15 protein-coding genes are annotated in these 16,917 nt (G+C 51.6%); 12 read left to right on the top strand and 3 right to left on the bottom strand.

The window, feature by feature from the left end:
• Window positions 1-90 precede the first annotated feature (90 nt).
• On the top strand, window positions 91-2,100 hold the full coding sequence (locus tag ACTNCH_RS03705) for a GH25 family lysozyme (protein WP_441014701.1): 2,010 nt from the start codon (window positions 91-93) through the stop codon (window positions 2,098-2,100).
• Window positions 2,101-2,186: 86 nt separating this feature from the next.
• On the opposite strand, the gene ACTNCH_RS03700 is transcribed toward ACTNCH_RS03705, so the two are convergent.
• On the bottom strand, window positions 2,187-3,374 hold the full coding sequence (locus tag ACTNCH_RS03700) for an acetate/propionate family kinase (protein WP_441014702.1): 1,188 nt from the start codon (window positions 3,372-3,374) through the stop codon (window positions 2,187-2,189).
• 203 nt (window positions 3,375-3,577) lie between these two features.
• Between ACTNCH_RS03700 and ACTNCH_RS03695 the strand changes: the two genes are divergently transcribed.
• The 10 genes from ACTNCH_RS03695 to malQ all read left to right on the top strand — a co-directional run bounded on the left by ACTNCH_RS03695 (window position 3,578) and on the right by malQ (window position 12,753).
• The gene (locus tag ACTNCH_RS03695) at window positions 3,578-4,549 is read left to right on the top strand and encodes a 2-hydroxyacid dehydrogenase (protein WP_441014703.1); all 972 of its coding nucleotides are present in this window, start codon (window positions 3,578-3,580) and stop codon (window positions 4,547-4,549) included.
• A 90-nt stretch (window positions 4,550-4,639) separates the two neighbouring features.
• The gene (spoVT, locus tag ACTNCH_RS03690; RefSeq protein ID WP_441014704.1) at window positions 4,640-5,188 is read left to right on the top strand and encodes a stage V sporulation protein T; all 549 of its coding nucleotides are present in this window, start codon (window positions 4,640-4,642) and stop codon (window positions 5,186-5,188) included.
• Window positions 5,189-5,211: 23 nt separating this feature from the next.
• Window positions 5,212-5,481 carry a hypothetical protein gene (locus ACTNCH_RS03685; protein ID WP_441014705.1) on the top strand — a complete coding sequence of 90 codons (270 nt, stop codon included), beginning with the start codon at window positions 5,212-5,214 and terminating at the stop codon, window positions 5,479-5,481.
• A 190-nt stretch (window positions 5,482-5,671) separates the two neighbouring features.
• Complete coding sequence (locus ACTNCH_RS03680; RefSeq protein ID WP_441014706.1) at window positions 5,672-7,018, top strand: ABC transporter substrate-binding protein; 1,347 nt, start codon at window positions 5,672-5,674, stop codon at window positions 7,016-7,018.
• Between the two features lie 87 nt (window positions 7,019-7,105).
• Window positions 7,106-7,957 (top strand): carbohydrate ABC transporter permease, encoded by an 852-nt coding sequence (locus ACTNCH_RS03675; protein WP_158362550.1) that lies wholly within the window; start codon window positions 7,106-7,108, stop codon window positions 7,955-7,957.
• A gap of 1 nt (window position 7,958) precedes the next feature.
• Window positions 7,959-8,801: a carbohydrate ABC transporter permease gene (locus ACTNCH_RS03670; protein ID WP_349164351.1), complete on the top strand. Its 843-nt coding sequence runs from the start codon at window positions 7,959-7,961 to the stop codon at window positions 8,799-8,801.
• A gap of 8 nt (window positions 8,802-8,809) precedes the next feature.
• Entirely contained in the window at window positions 8,810-9,820 is a 1,011-nt protein-coding gene (locus tag ACTNCH_RS03665; protein WP_441014707.1) for a LacI family DNA-binding transcriptional regulator, read from the top strand.
• 88 nt (window positions 9,821-9,908) lie between these two features.
• Window positions 9,909-11,006: an ABC transporter ATP-binding protein gene (locus tag ACTNCH_RS03660; protein ID WP_441014708.1), complete on the top strand. Its 1,098-nt coding sequence runs from the start codon at window positions 9,909-9,911 to the stop codon at window positions 11,004-11,006.
• 34 nt (window positions 11,007-11,040) lie between these two features.
• Complete coding sequence (locus ACTNCH_RS03655) at window positions 11,041-11,280, top strand: HPr family phosphocarrier protein (protein WP_158362543.1); 240 nt, start codon at window positions 11,041-11,043, stop codon at window positions 11,278-11,280.
• Between the two features lie 6 nt (window positions 11,281-11,286).
• Window positions 11,287-12,753, top strand: a complete 1,467-nt coding sequence (malQ, locus tag ACTNCH_RS03650; RefSeq protein WP_441014709.1) for a 4-alpha-glucanotransferase — start codon at window positions 11,287-11,289, stop codon at window positions 12,751-12,753.
• 151 nt (window positions 12,754-12,904) lie between these two features.
• On the opposite strand, the gene ACTNCH_RS03645 is transcribed toward malQ, so the two are convergent.
• On the bottom strand, window positions 12,905-14,278 hold the full coding sequence (locus ACTNCH_RS03645; RefSeq protein ID WP_441014710.1) for a sodium-dependent transporter: 1,374 nt from the start codon (window positions 14,276-14,278) through the stop codon (window positions 12,905-12,907).
• Between the two features lie 130 nt (window positions 14,279-14,408).
• Window positions 14,409-15,836 (bottom strand): aspartate ammonia-lyase, encoded by a 1,428-nt coding sequence (aspA, locus tag ACTNCH_RS03640; protein WP_441014711.1) that lies wholly within the window; start codon window positions 15,834-15,836, stop codon window positions 14,409-14,411.
• A gap of 136 nt (window positions 15,837-15,972) precedes the next feature.
• Here aspA and ACTNCH_RS03635 point away from each other — a divergent pair, with 136 nt between their 5' ends.
• Complete coding sequence (locus ACTNCH_RS03635) at window positions 15,973-16,908, top strand: LysR family transcriptional regulator (protein WP_441014712.1); 936 nt, start codon at window positions 15,973-15,975, stop codon at window positions 16,906-16,908.
• The last annotated feature ends 9 nt before the right edge of the window (window positions 16,909-16,917 follow it).

Here is a 16,917-nt window from a genome sequence, read left to right as displayed (position 1 = left end):
AAATTCCAGGTGTTATATTATAAAGGAAAACGACTGCGAAGGCAGCAGAAATAAAGCCCGAAGAGGGCAGGAAACGAATGAGGAGGCATTATGAAAGCAAAACGAGTGGGGGCGTTACTGCTCTCGGCAGTTCTGACCGTGTCGCTTTTAAGCGGCTGTGGAGCCAGAAGCCAGGTGGCGGAGGATATGATTCCGACGGTTACGGATCTGCAGGCGGATTCCGATGAAAATGCAGAAGAAACGACAGCCAGTGTCATCGGACTGGCTATGAACAAGTCCTATGTGGCAGAGCTGACCCGTCTGGACGGGGACAACACAGAGAAGGCAAAGGTATCAGCCAAGGAGATACAGGTGGTACTGAAAGCAACTTCTGTGGATAAGGATCTGAAAGTGCAGATCGTCAATAAAGCCAGCGGAAAGGTTATCACAGGTACAGCCTTTGAGGTGACCGTAAAGGATTCCGGAAATAAGTCTGAGAAGTATACGGATAAGGATAAGGACGGTATCATCTATGTGAAGTCCATGACGCCCGGTAAGTGTACCATTTCCATGAAGGCGTCCGGCGGATACGCGGCGCCGGCTGATATCACGGCAAATGTTAAAGCCAATATTGAATATAAGGCAGTAGATGTCAGCGCGGAGATCAAGAGCGAGAGCCAGATCAATGTATCCAAGGAGGATTCCAACACCTCCGGCAACGACAGCGCAGGTACCGCACAGAAGCTGACAGATACGGTAGAGTATGTGGCTTCCACCAAGACAGAACCGAAGCAGAAGGTGGATCAGTGGGGACAGAAGGTATATTCCAAGCAGAAGCTGGATAAATACGGAACTCCCATGTACGCAAAGATTATCTCTGAGCCGGCGGCGGATCATGTGGACGAGAATAAAGATAATAAGTGTGACCGTTGCGGCGCGGATCTGACTCCGGCCCATACCCACGCTTATACCGAGAAGAAGATTACAAAAGAGGCAACCTGTACAGAGGCAGGCTCCTATGTGATGGTTTGTCCTGCGGACGGTGCAGAGGGCGAGAAGGGAACCCTGGACGCCCTGGGTCATACCGACGAGGATAAGGACGGAACATGCGACCGCTGCGGCGCAGCTCTGGAAACCACAAAGCCGGACGATAAGAAGGAAGAAACGCCCGGAGGCGGAACAGAAGGCGGAAGTGGTACGGAAGGCGGAAGTAGTACAGAGAGCGGCACCATCAACGAAGCTGTGGAGGGACAGCCCCTCACACCGGCATCTGTGATTCTGCGCGGTCTGAGATTTCTGAAGGCAGCGCCCACAGAGAAGATCGTCTATGATACCAGCAGCGCTCCGATCTATGATACCAGCAGTGAGCCGGTTTACGAAGAGGGCGTGTCAGGCGTGAAGTACACCGGCTGGCAGACCATCGACGGAGCTACCTATTATTTCGATAAAAACGGCAATAAGGTCACAGGAACCCAGGTTATCCAGGGCATCCAGTATACCTTCAGCAGCGACGGCGTGCGCTCCGGCACCATCGGAATCGATGTGTCCAAATATCAGAGCGGCATCAACTGGCAGAAGGTTAAGAACGCGGGTATCAATTTCGCGATTATCCGCTGTGGCTACCGTGGATACGGCTCCGGTGTTCTGGTTCAGGATCCAAAGTTCGCTTCCCATATTACAGGCGCCAAGGCAGCAGGCCTTCGGGTAGGTATCTATTTCTTCAGCCAGGCAATTACCGAGGCAGAGGCGGTAGAGGAAGCAAGTATGGCAGTGAAGCTGGCGAACCAGTACGGCATCAATATGCCGATTGCCATCGACAGCGAGTATGCAGCCGGCGGAAGAGGCCGCGCGGACGGACTTTCCAAATCAGAGAGAACCAAGATTACTGTAGCCTTCTGTAATACCGTGGCGAACTCCGGTTATAAGCCCATGGTATACGCAAGTAAGAGCTGGTTCTCCTCTCATCTGAATGTATCCAAGTTCGGAAGTTATCGGATCTGGGTAGCGCATTACGCAGAAAAATGCGGTTACAGCGGACGCTATGACATCTGGCAGAATACCTCCAAGGGTTCGGTAGACGGCGTTCCGGGTAATGTAGATATGAATATCAGTTCCATTTAATGGAACAGAAAAAAAGGGCTTCGTCCGGATTGGACGAAGTCCCTTTTTTTCTGGAAAATCGATGGGCTATTCTATTTACGAATCGCTCAGGCTCTGCCGCAGGCATAGGTTTTCCTCGCTACGCCCAGCTCCTCATTAGCCGGGATGACGTGGATCATAACCGGGGAAGCGTCACAGGAAATGACGGTGTTGGATCCGGTACAGCTCTGGTTTTTCTTATCATCTAAGAGAATCCCCATATGCTTCAGCTGATGGCAGACAATTTCACGAATCCGGGTACCGTGTTCGCCGATCCCGCCGGTGAAGACCAGATGATCGAGGCCACCCAACTCTGCGTAATAGGTGCCGATATGACGGACAATGCCGTTGCAGAAGACATCGATGGCAAGCTGCGCCCGTTCATTCCCGGCGTCAGCGGCTTCCAGTACGTCCCGGAGATCATTGCTGACGCCGGAGATTCCCAGAAGTCCGCCCTTCTTTGTCAGTCCCTCCAGAACCTCGTCCAGGGACAGTCCTTCCTTTTGCAGAAAGGGGACAATAAAAGGATCGATATCGCCGCAGCGGTTGGACTGGATAATGCCTACCTGCAGGGAGATACCGAAGCTGGTGTCTACGCTTCTGCCCTCGTCAATGGCACAGAGGGAGCCGCTGCCGCCCAGGTGGCAGGAGATAGCCTTTCCGGTGGAGCCGTACAGCTCTGTCAGGGTTTCTGCCACATAGCTGTGGGAAGCGCCGTGATAGCCCAGACGCTGGATTCCGTATTGTTCATACCATTCCCAGGGGATTCCGTAGATTCGGCGCTCCATTGGAATGGTCTGGTGGAAGGCGGTTTCAAAAGCGCCGACCAGCATAGCATCCGGCGTCAGCTTCTGGAACTGGCGGATAGCCTCCAGATAAGGCGTATTGTGGGCGGGAGCCACAACCATATAATCCTCCATGCCCTGAAGCACCTCCGGCGTCAGTTCATGAATGCCGTAATGGTCTTTGGAAAGTACGGTCTTGAAGCCCACACGTGTGAGCTCTGACAGATCCGATAACACTCCCTGTTCCGGATCGAGAATCCGATCAAGGAAAAGCTGAATCCCTTCCGTATAAGTCGGGACATGAAGATTTTCCCGGAAGATACGGAAGCCGTCCGGCTTGGAAAAATGGAAAATAGCAGTGTCTGTGCCTACCCGCTCGACCTTTCCTTCTGCGAGAACCTCCTCCGCAGGCATGTCGAAGAGCTTGAATTTGAGGGACGTGCTCCCTGCGTTGCATACCAGAATTTTCATGTAAAACCTCCCTGTAAAAATTGTTCGTTAAAAAATACACAATATTGTTAAAAAAATATCACTTAATATCTTGTCAAAATAAGAAACTGCTGTTATGTTATTAGTATAGCAAAAACAAAAAGCATACACAATAAAAACAGCCGTTTCAAATAGATGTAATGGGGAAAAGGAAACAGGAGCGGCTTAGGACAGGAGGAACTATTATGATTAAAATGGCGTTTTTCGATGCAAAACCTTATGAAATGGAGGCGTTTAAAAAGTGGAACAGCGATGGTGAAATCGAGATCCGATATATGGAGCATAAGCTGAATGCGCAGACCGTAGACTCCGCAAGGGGCTGCGACGTGGTGTGTGCCTTTGTAAACGATACCATTGACGCGGAGGTGCTGGAAGAGCTGAGGGCTCTGGGCGTGAAGTTGATAGCTATGCGCTGCGCAGGCTATAACAACCTGGATTTGAAGGCGTTGGGAGATCTGAAGGCAGTCCGCGTTCCGGCATATTCCCCCCATGCAGTGGCAGAGCATGCCATGGCGCTTTTGCTGACTCTGAACCGGAAAACTCACAAGGCTTATAACCGTACCCGTGAGTTCAACTTCAGCCTGAATGGCCTGACAGGCGTGGATCTGTACGGCAAGACCGTCGGCGTCGTGGGAACCGGACGAATCGGCCGGATGTTCATCGATATCTGCCGGGGTTTCGGTATGAAGGTGATCGCATACGATATGTATCCGGTTGAGGGAATTGACTACGTGGATCTGGATACCCTGTTCCGGGAGAGTGATTTCATCTCCCTGCACTGCCCGCTGACCGACGAGACCCATCATATGGTGGACGAAAAGCGTTTTGCCATCATGAAGGACAGCGCGATTCTGATCAACACCTCCCGTGGAGCCCTGGTAGACAGCGTAGCCCTGGTAGAGGCTTTGTGGAACAAGCAGCTTCGGGCCGTAGGACTGGACGTATACGAGGAGGAGGCCAACTACTTCTTCGAGGACTGCTCCGGTGAGATCGTGGACGACGCGACCCTGCAGCTTCTGGTATCCATGCCGAACGTGCTCTTAACCTCCCATCAGGCGTTTCTGACGGAGGAAGCACTGTCCAATATCGCGGAGACCACGCTGCATAATGTGAAGGAATTTTTCCAGAACAACAACCTGGTAAATGAAATAAAATAGTGTATATTTCTCCTGCATTTCCACATACTACCCATAAAACACGCAATACAGTAATCAGGGCAGGTATGATATGCAGGAGGAACAGAGATTATGAAAGCTACGGGAATCGTAAGAAGGATTGACGATCTGGGAAGGGTGGTAATCCCCAAAGAGATACGAAGGACGCTCCGGATCCGGGAAGGAGATCCCCTGGAAATTTTTACAGACCGGGAGGGCGAGATTATCCTGAAGAAATATTCGCCCATCGGCGAACTGGGAACCTTCGCGAAGGAGTACGCGGACAGCCTGGGACAGGTTCTGGGGCTTCCGGTCTGTATCTGTGACCGGGATACGGTGATCGCGGCTGCAGGCGGGGCAAAGAAGGAGTATCAGGGAAAAGCCATCAGCCACGGTTTGGAAAGGCTGATTGAAAACCGGGAAAATCAGCAGGCGGAAGCTGGGCATAAAAAATTTGTAGGACTTGTGGAGGAAGACACAGAGCAGATGGGAAGTGAAACTATCTGCCCCATCATCGCCGAAGGCGACGCCATCGGCGCTGTGATTCTGTTTTCCCGCGATCCAAAGGTGAAAATGGGTGATATGGAATTAAAGCTGGCCCTGACCGCAGCGAATTTTCTGGGACGGCAGATGGAAAATTAAAAGAAACTGGGAGGCAGATAAATATGTACTATGTACCGGAAGGAACCAAAGAATGCGGATTCTATGAATGTAAAAAATGTGGCAACCGCTTTTTATCCCTGCAGACCATGCAGCGGATCCCATGCCCGGACTGCGCGATGGATATCGATTATGAGATCGGACCGGACGAATCTATGGAGGATATGACGGATACGGCAGAGCTGATCGATAAGCTGGAGGGCGAGGAAGAGATAGAAAGAATGGACGGACTCTTAAGCCTGGCAGTCACCGGCGGTGATTGCGAGTGGATCTAGTGAAAATTGCACAAAAAGCAGACCTAATAATCTGTAAAACTGACGAAAAAAGCAGGAAGTGGAAAATACTTCTTGCTTTTTTTCGTGAAAGAGACTGTGATAGAAGCATAAGAACTGGAAACGTTTCCAATGAAACGTTTCCAAAACGGATTCCAATAAGGAATTCCACCATGAACGGGAGGAAATCATTATGAACAAGAAACTCTTAGCCCTGACACTGAGCGGCGCTCTGGCAGTTTCCATGCTGACAGGCTGCGGCGGATCTTCCAACGGAGGAGACACCTCTACATCTACAGACACGAAGGCAGATACCACAGAAGCAAGCGGAGCAGAAGGCTCTGTATACTATCTGAACTTCAAACCGGAGCAGGATCAGCAGTGGCAGGACCTGGCAAAGGCTTATACCGACGAGACCGGCGTACCGGTAACCGTTGTAACGGCAGCATCCGGTAACTATGAGACCACTCTGATGAGTGAGATGGGCAAGAGCGGCGCTCCGACCCTGTTCCAGGTAAACGGACCGGTGGGTCTGGCAAACTGGAAGGATTACTGCTACGATCTGGCAGGCTCCGATATCTACGGACAGCTGACCAGCGATAACTACGCGCTGAAGGAAGACGACACCGTATACGGCATCGCATATGTAATCGAGTCCTACGGACTGATTGTAAATAAGACACTGCTGGAGAAGGCAGGCTACACTATCGACGATATCCAGTCCTTCGCGGATCTGAAAAAGGTAGCCGAGGATATCACAGCACGCTCCTCTGAGCTTGGCTTTGCGGCATTTACCTCTGCAGGTATGGACGGCTCCTCTGACTGGAGATTCAAGACCCATCTGGCAAACCTGCCGATTTACTTTGAGTATCAGACCGATGGTATCAGCAGCACAGACGCCATCAAGGGAACCTACCTGGACAACTACCGCGATATGTGGGATCTGTACATCAACAACAGCACCTGCGATCCGAAGGAGCTTTCCGCTAAGACCGGTGACGACTCCAGAAACGAGTTCCTGGCAGGCGACGCAGTCTTCTTCCAGAATGGTTCCTGGGAGTACGCGAACCTGACAGGCGACGGCGGTTATACCGATGACGACCTGGCTATGATTCCGATTTATATCGGCGTTGGCGACGAGGCAAATCAGGGTCTCTGCACCGGTACAGAGAACTACTGGTGTGTGAACAACCAGGCAGACGAAGCAGATATTAAGGCAACTCTGGACTTCATGAACTGGTGTGTAACCTCTGAGCTGGGAACCAAGACCATGGCGGATGAGATGGGCTTCGTTATTCCGTTCAAGGGCGCGCAGGAATCCAAGAACCTGTTTGTAAAGCAGGATGCAGAGTACACCGCAGAAGGCAAGACTCCGATATCCTGGAACTTCACCACCATGCCCTCTGAGGAGTGGAAGAACGGCGTAGGCCAGGCTCTGACCGCATACGCAGCAGACCAGACCGACGCAAACTGGGCAGGCGTTGTATCCGCATTCGTTGACGGATGGGCAACCGAGTACCAGATGGCAAACGGCCAGTAAAAGAAAGAAACTATTTTAAGGGGCGGGCAGTTCATACTTGCCTGCCCTTTTTCTACTCAATTTTAACTCAGAAAGGAGTGCAGAATCATGGAAAAAGCGATCAAACGCTGGTCGCCCCTTTTTGTACTGCCCACGCTTCTGGCTTTTACAATTGGATTTATCATTCCCTTCTTTGAGGGACTGTATCTGTCCTTCTGCCAGTTCACGACAGTAAAAAACGCGAAATTCACAGGCTTTGGAAATTATAAAAAAATCTTTTCCGACCTTACATTTTTAAGCTCCTTTAAGTTTACCGTGCTCTTCGCAGTGGCCTCCATTGTGCTGATTAACGTCATTGCCTTTGCGCTGGCGCTGCTTCTGACACGGAAGCTTAAGGGTACCAATATTTTCCGTACGATCTTCTTTATGCCGAACCTGATCGGCGGTATCGTGCTGGGATATATCTGGCAGATTCTGATCAACTGTGTGCTTTCCATCGTAGGACAGCCGCTTTTGGCATTGAACAGCTCCGCAGGCTACTGGGGACTGATTATTCTCATGTGCTGGCAGCAGATTGGTTACATGATGATCATCTATATCGCGGGATTGCAGAATGTCTCCGATGACCTGCTGGAGGCAGCCCAGATCGACGGAGCGACGCCCTGGCAGACTTTATGGAAGGTGAAGCTTCCTATGGTTATGCCGTCCATTACCATCTGTGTATTCCTGACGCTGACCAACTCCTTCAAGCTCTTTGATCAGAACCTGGCACTGACCGGAGGAGATCCGAACCATATGACAGAGATGCTGGCACTGAACATCTATCAGACCTTCTACGCAAGGGCAGGCGCCCAGTGGAAGGGTCTCGGCCAGGCCAAGGCCGTACTGTTCTGCCTGCTGGTTATCGTAATTTCCGTGCTCCAGCTGCGGGCTACACGTAAGAGGGAGGTGCAGCAGTAAGATGAGAAAGAAAAAACAGATACAGGATACCGTCATGATAGTGTTTCTGAGCATTCTGGCGCTGTTGTACGTCTATCCGATCGTCATGATTCTCTTTAACTCTGTAAAGAGGGAGACGGCGATTACCACCTCCGGCGCGTTCACCCTGCCGACGGCGGACACCTTCGCAGGCTTGGCGAACTACGCCAACGCGATTGCCTCCAAGGGCTTTTTACAGAGCTTAGGTTACAGCCTTCTGATTACCATCACCTCTGTGGCGGCGATTCTTATCTGCTGCTCCATGTGCGCTTGGTACATCACCCGGGTAAAGGGAAAGCTGTCAAAGATTCTGTATTACCTGTTTGTATTTTCCATGGTCGTACCCTTCCAGATGGTGATGTTCACCCTGTCCCAGACAGCGGATTCCTTAAACCTTAACAAGCCCTGGAATATCTGGATTATCTACCTGGGCTTCGGCGCGGGCCTGGCGGTTTTCATGTTTGCGGGCTTTATGAAATCCATTCCCCTGGAGGTAGAGGAAGCGTCCATGATCGACGGCTGCAATCCGCTGCAGACCTTCTTCCTGATTGTACTTCCCATGCTGAAGCCGACCCTGGTATCCGTAGGAATCCTGGAGGCCATGTGGGTATGGAACGATTACCTTCTGCCGACCCTGGTACTGGACATCAAAAATTATAAAACAATTCCCATGTTGATCCAGTATTTCCGCGGAAGTTATGGTAAAGTAGAGATGGGTCCCATGATGGCAAGTATTATGTTAACCGTAATACCCATTGTTATCGTATATCTGCTGGGCCAGAAACACATTATCAAAGGAGTGGCTGCGGGAGCAGTTAAGGGATAAACATACAGATGACAATCAAAGACATTGCGAAGGAGTCCGGATACGCGGTGGGCACAGTGTCCCGTGTGCTCAATAATCATCCGGACGTATCGGAAAAAGCGCGAAAGACCATTATGGCGGTGGTGGAAAAGCACCATTTCAAGCTAAACAGCAACGCCAAGCACCTGAAGCAGCAGGCCAGCAGCGGAATCGCGATTATCGTAAAGGGTTCCCAGAATATGCTGTTCGCTTCCATTGTGGAGCGGCTGCAGCGGCTTATGAGCGAGAAAAAGTATGCTTCCTTCATCTACTATATCGGTGAGGAGGAAAATGAGGTGGAGCGGGCCGAAAGGGTGTGCCTGGAGCGGCATCCCTTGGGGATTCTCTTTCTGGGAAGCGATCTGGAGTTCTTCAAAGAGCGGTTTGACCGGCTGGAGATTCCCTGCGTGCTGGTTACCAACTCGGCGGCGGAGCTGGGCTTTGACAATCTCTCCAGTGTCAGTACAGACGACGAGGCAGGAGCGCAGGCAGCGGTAACGCATCTTTTGAAGCTGGGTCACCGGGACATCGGTATCCTGGGCGGCTATATGGAAAAGTCCCATGCGGCCCATACCCGGTACAAGGGCTGCGAAAAGGCCTTCGCGAAGCAGGGTATAAAGCTGGAGCCCGGTCGGCAATACCGGTCGGCGTTCTTTTCCATGGAGGAGGGCTATCACGCCATGGAGCAGCTGTTTGAGCAAATGCCGGATCTGACGGCGGTATTTGCCATGGCAGATGTACTGGCAGTGGGCGCTATCCGCGCTATCCGGGACCGGGGACTTCGGGTACCGGAGGACGTTTCCGTGATGGGCTTTGACGGAATTGAATTGGGAAATTATCTTTCTCCGCGGCTCACTACGGTGCGCCAGGCCAGAGAAAGAATAGCTGACCGGAGCCTGGAAATTCTGCTCTCGGACATTGCGGGAGAGCGTCCGGCGGTGCATGAGCTTCTTCCCTTCGATATCGTGGAGGGAGAGAGCGCGGCGAAAATCGCCCGCTAAGACAGAACAGAAGATAAGATGGGTAACGGTGAAGATATGGAATAATTACGGTGTACGCTCTGGGCGGACACGGTAAGGAGGAAGAAAAATGGCAGATATTACATTTAAGCATGTGGTGAAAACCTATGACAATAAAAATACAGTGGTTCCGGATTTGAATCTGGAAATTCACGACAAGGAATTTATCGTGCTGGTCGGTCCGTCCGGCTGCGGAAAGTCCACGACTCTCCGCATGATTGCGGGTCTGGAGGAGATTAGTTCAGGCGACCTGTACATCGGTGACAGAAGAGTGAACGATGTGGCGCCCAAGGATCGGGATATCGCGATGGTATTCCAGAGCTATGCCCTGTATCCCCATATGACGGTATACAAAAATATGTCCTTTGCCCTGGAGCTTCATGGCACGCCCAAGGACGAGATTGACAAAAAGGTGCGCGAGGCAGCCGAGATTCTGGGTCTGACGGAGTATCTGGACCGGAAGCCCAAGGCGTTGTCCGGCGGACAGAGACAGCGTGTGGCACTGGGCCGCGCTATGGTGCGGAACCCTGCGGTATTCCTGCTTGACGAGCCCCTGTCCAACCTGGACGCCAAGCTCCGTACCGAGATGAGAAGCCAGATCGCCGCGTTACATAAGCGTCTGCAGACCACCTTCGTATATGTAACCCACGATCAGACCGAGGCTATGACCATGGGCGACCGTATCGTAGTCATGAAGGACGGTATTATCCAGCAGGTAGACACGCCCCAGAACCTGTACAATTATCCCTGCAACAAGTTTGTGGCAGGCTTTATCGGTTCTCCCCAGATGAATTTTGTGAATGTGAAGGTGGAGAAGGAGGCAGCCGGAACCGTACTGGTATTTGGCGATTACCGGATTCCGGTGAACAAGCCGGAGCTCCAGGCTTATGTGGGCAAAGAGGTTATCATGGGCATCCGCCCGGAGGACATTCATGCGGAGGAATCCTTCCTGTCTATCTCCGACGCTTCCAATATCGAGGCGAAGGTAGACCTGGCGGAAATGATGGGATCTGAGATTTATCTGTATCTGACCTGCTTCGGACAGAAGCTGGTAGCCAGAGTGCCGTCCCGCACCGGAATCCGCGCAGAGGACATGGCGAAGCTGGCTCTGGATGTGAACAAAATTCATGTCTTTGACGTGGAGACGGAAGCTATCATCTGTCATTAGGATTAAAAATCAGACAGTCAGGAGGAAAATCACGATGACGAAATATACCGTTTTATTGAACAGCATTGAAAAAATAAAAAACTTTGTAAATACCATTACCCGCTATCCCTATGATTTTGATCTGGTGTCGGGACGCTATACCATTGACGCCAAATCCATTATGGGTATCTTTTCCCTGGATTTGACCCACCCGCTGGATCTCTGTGCCTATACGGACGGGGATGAAAAGCTTCAGGAGGATCTGAAACCCTATCTTGTGGAAAAAGGAGCGTGATGGCCGGTGAGAAGCAGTGGAATTTTGATGCACCTCTCTTCCCTGCCGAGTCCTTACGGAATCGGCAGCATGGGAAAACCGGCGCGGGAATTCATTGATTTTCTGAAGGCGGCGGGCCAGGGCTACTGGCAGCTGCTTCCCATCTGTCCCACCAGCTACGGGGATTCTCCCTACCAGTCCTTTTCTACCTACGCGGGCAATCCTTACTTTATCGATCTGGAGCTGCTTGAGGCAGACGGACTTCTGGAATGGCAGGAGTATGGAGAGGTGGATTGGGAGAGCGCGCCGGATAGGGTCAATTACGGCGTCCTGTACGAAAAGCGTTACCCGATTCTGCGGAAGGCCGCAGAGCGGTTCCTTACGCGGATTCCTTCGGATTATCCGGAATTCTGTGCGAACAATGATTACTGGCTGGGAGATTACGCCCGGTTTATGGCCATGAAGCATGCTCATGGAGGAGCGTCCTGGCAGGAGTGGGAAGCCCTTTCGACAGAGGAAATCGAGCTTCGGTACGCGGAGGAGATCCGCTTCTGGAAGGTGCTTCAGTACCTGTTCTTCCGGCAATGGGAGGAGCTTCGCGCTTATGCCAATGAGCAGGGAATCCGTCTGATTGGAGATCTGCCCATCTATGTGTCCCTGGACAGCGTGGATGTGTGGGCACATCCGGAGCTATTCCAGCTGGATGAGAACCGGAATCCAAAGGAAGTGGCCGGCTGTCCGCCGGACGGTTTTTCCGCAGACGGGCAGCTCTGGGGAAACCCTCTATTCGACTGGGGATATATGGAAAAGAACAATTATGACTGGTGGGTCAGACGGATTCAGTATCTCTGCAAGGTCTACGATATCCTGCGGATCGATCATTTCCGGGGCTTTGATTCCTACTATGCGATTCCTTATGGAAACACAACTGCCCGGGGCGGGCATTGGAAGCAGGGACCGGGAATCGCTCTGTTCCGGGCAGTGGAGGATCAGATTGGGCCGCAGCGGATCATTGCAGAGAATTTAGGTTATCTGACCGAGTCGGTCCACCAGCTTCTGGAGGACAGCGGCTTTCCGGGAATGAAGGTATTGGAATTTGCCTTTGACAGCCGGGACGGAGGCGGCAACGCTTATTTGCCGGAAAATTATCCGGAGCATTGCGTGGCCTATGTGGGAACCCACGACAACGACACGGCGCTGGGCTGGCTGAAGACGGCCCCGGCGGAGGATGTGGCCTGTGCCAGGGAATATCTCCATGAGACAGAGGATGGGGAGGCAGCCCGGGCTATGCTCACTGCCATCTGGAACAGCCGGGCAGAGCTTGCCATCGTGCAGGCGCAGGATATCCTGGGACTGGGAAGCGAAGCCCGCATGAACACCCCGTCCACCGTAGGCGAAAACTGGCGCTGGAGAGCGAAAGAGGAAAGCTTTACGCCAGAGCTGGCTGCAGAGCTTCGAGAGAAGATGGAAGCCTGCGGAAGGCTGGAAAAATAAAAAAGCACGGATAAAAAAAACGGGACATAGCAAAAAGCTGTGTCCTGTTTTTTTCATCCAATTATTTACAAAAGATAGAAAAGCTGCAATTAAGCATAAAATAGATCATATATTATCTGTAAATAAATCGTACAAGAATGATGTAAAAGTCTTACATTGAAATCCACCCAAAGGCGTTTGCCACGGAGCTGAGCAGGATAATGACTGCAAAGACCGGGCCAAGATACTGGATTATGACGCGGAAAATCTTCTTTCTCTTAAAAGACTGTTCCCCGTGGAGCACTTCTTCTTCAATTCCCTTTACACCGATGACTCTGGAAATCAGCAGGCAGGTAGCGACTGCCGCGATGGGCATCATCACAGAGTTGGTCAGGAAATCAAAGAAATCCAGGAACTGCATACCGATGATTTCCACAGCAGCCAGGGGACCGTAGCCCAGTGAGGACAGGGTTCCGAGGGCAAGCATAACGAGGCCGACCATAAGGGTGGCCTTTTTGCGGTTCCAGCCAAGCTCGTCCTCAAAGGTAGATACGGCGCTCTCCGTCAGAGCGATGGAGCTGGTCATAGCGGCAAACAGTACCAGTACAAAGAACAGAATACCGACGATAGTACCCATTCCCATGCTGTCGAATACCTTCGGAATGGTGATAAACATCAGGGCCGGACCTGCCTGCAGGGTATCCGGATCTCCGCCGGAGAAGGCGAATACTGCCGGAATAATCATCAGGCCGGCCATAATCGCGATAGCAGTATCAAAGATCTCCACATTTCTTGTGGAATCCTCGATGGAAATGTCTTTCTTCATGTAGGAACCGAAGGTCACCAGGATACCCATGGCGATGGACAGGGAATAAAACATCTGTCCCATGGCTGCCACTACAGTCATCCAGGAGAAATTCTTTGCATTCGGAATCAGAAAATACTTCACGCCGGCCAGAGCTCCCGGTCTGGTTATGGAGTAAACGGCGATGATAACGGATAATACCACCAGAATCGGCATCATAATCTTGGATACCCGCTCAATTCCATTGCGGACGCCTGCGTAGATAATCAGCAGGGTACACAGGGAAAATACGATGAAGCAAAGTTCTGTGGAAACGCCGTTGGAAATGAAGGCGGAGAAATAACCGTCCGCAGCCAGGGTATGTCCGTTTCCGATGATATATTCTACCAGATATTTGATAACCCAGCCGCCGATAACGGAGTAGTAGGGTACAATCAGTACCGGAATAATCGCGTTGATCCAGCCGCCGAAGGACAGCCATTTAGACTTTCCAAAGGAATGGTAAGCGCCGACCGGGCTCTTCTTTGTCATACGTCCCAGAGCTGTCTCAGCTACGATCATGGTGTAGCCGAAGGTCAGGGCCAGAACGATATAAACCAGAAGGAAAATACCGCCGCCGTATTTGGCAGCCAGGTACGGAAAGCGCCAGATATTGCCCAGGCCTACGGAAGCGCCTGCAGCAGAAAGCACGAAGCCCAGTTTTCCCGAAAAAGAGCTTCTTTTGTGGTTGTGTGAACTCATAAATCTATCCCCCTATGTTGATTGGTCATGTAGGATATAGTGTACCACAGAGGGCGAAAAAAAGCAATAAAAGACCGTCATCCGCGAAAGATGGCAGTAAACGCGGATGACGGCTTTTAAAGTTGGGACATTAATCTTTTTTCAGAAGATCCTTACCGGAGATACCCGGCTCAGTCATCTGTACCGGATTCAGGATCTGGTCAAGCTCTTCCTCTGTCAGAAGCTTCTCCTTCAGAATCAGCTCCCGGACGGAATCGCCGGATTTCATAGCTCTCTTGGCAATGTCTGCAGCCTTCTGGTAACCAACATGGGGGCAGATAGCAGTGATGATACCTACGCTGTTTTCTACCAGATAACGGCAACGCTCCTCATTGGCAGTGATTCCAATGACGCAGTTGTCTACGAAGGTCTCTACGGCATAAGCCAGAGTATCGATGGACTGGAACAGGCAATAGAAGATGATAGGCTCGAAAGCGTTCAGCTCCAGCTGGCCTGCCTCAGCAGCCATAGTGATGGTCATGTCATTTCCGATGATATTGAAAGCAACCTGGTTGACTACCTCAGGAATAACCGGGTTTACCTTACCCGGCATGATGGAAGAACCATTCTGCTTTGCCGGAAGGTTAATCTCATGGAAGCCTGCGCGGGGACCGGAGGACATGAGACGAAGGTCATTGGCAATCTTGGATAAGGTAACGGCGCAGGCCTTGATAGCGCCGGATACGGATACGAACGGGTCGAGGTTCTGGGTGGAATCAATCAGGTCAAAGGCCTGGATAAAGTCCATACCGGATACCTCGGACAGGTTCGGAACGATACGCTTTAAGTAAGCTTCGTCTGCGTTGATACCGGTACCGATGGCAGTACCACCCATGTTCAGGGAACGCATCTCGTCCATGGCGATGTCCATACGGCGGATATCACGCATAACTGCGACAGAGTACGCCTTGAATTCCTGTCCCAGACGGATGGGAACCGCGTCCTGCATCTGGGTACGGCCCATCTTAATCACATGGTCAAATTCCTCTGCCTTCTCGGAAAATGCGGAGTGAAGACGGAGCAGCTCTTTCTTCAGATTCTGCAGCAGACGGAGGGAAGTCATCTTGCCTGCAGTCGGGATGACGTCGTTGGTGGACTGGCCGCAGTTTACATGGTCGTTGGGGTGTACGATGGAGTAATCGCCCTTCTGGCCGCCCAGAAGCTCGATAGCACGGTTGGCGATGACCTCGTTGGCATTCATATTGATAGAGGTTCCGGCGCCGCCCTGAATCGGGTCTACGATGAAATCCTCATGGTGCTGACCGGCCAGAATCTCGTCGCAGGCCTTGACAATCGCGTCTGCGATCTTCTTGTCCAGCAGGTTAATCTCACAGTTGGTGATAGCGGCAGCCTTCTTGATGTAAGCCAGGCTGTTGATGATTTCCGGATGCATATTCAGTCCGGTAATATGGAAGTTCTCTGCGGCACGCAGGGACTGGACGCCATAATATACGTCTTCCGGTACGTCTTTGGAACCGATGGAGTCTTTCTCTACTCTGTATTCTATCTTTTTGCTCATAACCCTTCTCCTTTAACATAACTCCTGTGTTTATTTCTCTTGTTGCCTTCATTATAGTCAGCTGTTATAATATAATCAAATACATATATTGATATAAGATATATAACTTTAAAACTATACTATCGGAGGGGAAATTATGTTTCGCGGAATGGAATATGTCTATGCGGTTTATCAGGAAAAAAGTATCTCCCGGGCGGCAGAGCGCCTGTGTATCTCCCAGCCGTCCTTAAGCGCCAATATCAAGCGGATCGAGGGAAAGGTGGGGTATCCGCTCTTTGACCGGAGCACCAAGCCTTTGTCCCTGACGGAGTGCGGGGAAAAATATATTCAGTCCATAGAGAAAATCATGGCCGTAGAAAATGAATTTGCCGATTACGTCAATGACTGGGGAGAACTGAAGACCGGGCGGCTGGTGCTGGGCGGCAGCAGCCTTTTCGCTTCCTGGGTACTGCCGGGACTGATTGGAGGCTTTTCTGCCTGTTATCCCAAGGTACATGTGGAGCTGGTGGAGGAAAGCACCGCCGAGCTGGCCAGGCTTCTGCAGCAGGGCCGTATCGATATGATGCTGGATAACTGCAAGCTGGATCCGCTGCTGTTCGATCACACCGTTTATCGGGAGGAAACGCTGTTTCTGGCCGTTCCCAGGCAGTTTCCGGCTGCGGAGCAGGCGGCGGCTTATATTCTGAGCAAAGAGATGATTGAAACGGGGAAATGGAAAGAAAAATCGGTAAAGCCGGTTCCCTTAAAGTTCTTTACGGAAGCGCCCTTTGTAATGCTGAAGCCGGAAAATGATACCCGGAAGCGCGCGGTGGAGATTCTGGAACGGGCCGGAATCAGCCCGGAGATTTCCCTGGAGCTGGATCAGCAGCTGACCTCCTATCACGTAGTCTGTTCCGGCCTGGGGATAGCCTTTGTCAGCGATACGCTGATCCGCGAGGTTCCCGCCCGCAGCGACGTGGCCTATTTCAAGCTGCCGGAGGGCAGGCGCAGCCGGAATCTGAGCTTCTATTGGAAAGCGGGAAGATACCGGACGCGGGCCATGGAGGAATTTCTGAAAATGATTACCCTATAAAATAAGGCG

The organism is Candidatus Merdisoma sp. HCP28S3_D10, from assembly GCF_052065835.1.
In the GTDB taxonomy this organism is placed as follows: Bacteria; Bacillota; Clostridia; order Lachnospirales; family Lachnospiraceae; genus Laedolimicola.
The sequence above is the reverse complement of the archived record's forward strand: the minus strand, read 5'-3'. Positions and strand labels throughout refer to the sequence as shown.

What these genes read in the sequence shown, in the direction of transcription:
- aspA (WP_441014711.1), bottom strand. Translation starts at nt 15,836, where the DNA reads ATGAGCAAAAAGATAGAATACAGAGTAGAGAAAGACTCCATCGGTTCC.
- ACTNCH_RS03695 (WP_441014703.1), top strand. Translation starts at nt 3,578, where the DNA reads ATGATTAAAATGGCGTTTTTCGATGCAAAACCTTATGAAATGGAGGCG.
- ACTNCH_RS03670 (WP_349164351.1), top strand. Translation starts at nt 7,959, where the DNA reads ATGAGAAAGAAAAAACAGATACAGGATACCGTCATGATAGTGTTTCTG.
- ACTNCH_RS03635 (WP_441014712.1), top strand. Translation starts at nt 15,973, where the DNA reads ATGTTTCGCGGAATGGAATATGTCTATGCGGTTTATCAGGAAAAAAGT.
- ACTNCH_RS03660 (WP_441014708.1), top strand. Translation starts at nt 9,909, where the DNA reads ATGGCAGATATTACATTTAAGCATGTGGTGAAAACCTATGACAATAAA.
- ACTNCH_RS03665 (WP_441014707.1), top strand. Translation starts at nt 8,810, where the DNA reads ATGACAATCAAAGACATTGCGAAGGAGTCCGGATACGCGGTGGGCACA.
- ACTNCH_RS03655 (WP_158362543.1), top strand. Translation starts at nt 11,041, where the DNA reads ATGACGAAATATACCGTTTTATTGAACAGCATTGAAAAAATAAAAAAC.
- ACTNCH_RS03700 (WP_441014702.1), bottom strand. Translation starts at nt 3,374, where the DNA reads ATGAAAATTCTGGTATGCAACGCAGGGAGCACGTCCCTCAAATTCAAG.
- spoVT (WP_441014704.1), top strand. Translation starts at nt 4,640, where the DNA reads ATGAAAGCTACGGGAATCGTAAGAAGGATTGACGATCTGGGAAGGGTG.
- ACTNCH_RS03685 (WP_441014705.1), top strand. Translation starts at nt 5,212, where the DNA reads ATGTACTATGTACCGGAAGGAACCAAAGAATGCGGATTCTATGAATGT.
- ACTNCH_RS03645 (WP_441014710.1), bottom strand. Translation starts at nt 14,278, where the DNA reads ATGAGTTCACACAACCACAAAAGAAGCTCTTTTTCGGGAAAACTGGGC.
- ACTNCH_RS03675 (WP_158362550.1), top strand. Translation starts at nt 7,106, where the DNA reads ATGGAAAAAGCGATCAAACGCTGGTCGCCCCTTTTTGTACTGCCCACG.
- ACTNCH_RS03705 (WP_441014701.1), top strand. Translation starts at nt 91, where the DNA reads ATGAAAGCAAAACGAGTGGGGGCGTTACTGCTCTCGGCAGTTCTGACC.
- ACTNCH_RS03680 (WP_441014706.1), top strand. Translation starts at nt 5,672, where the DNA reads ATGAACAAGAAACTCTTAGCCCTGACACTGAGCGGCGCTCTGGCAGTT.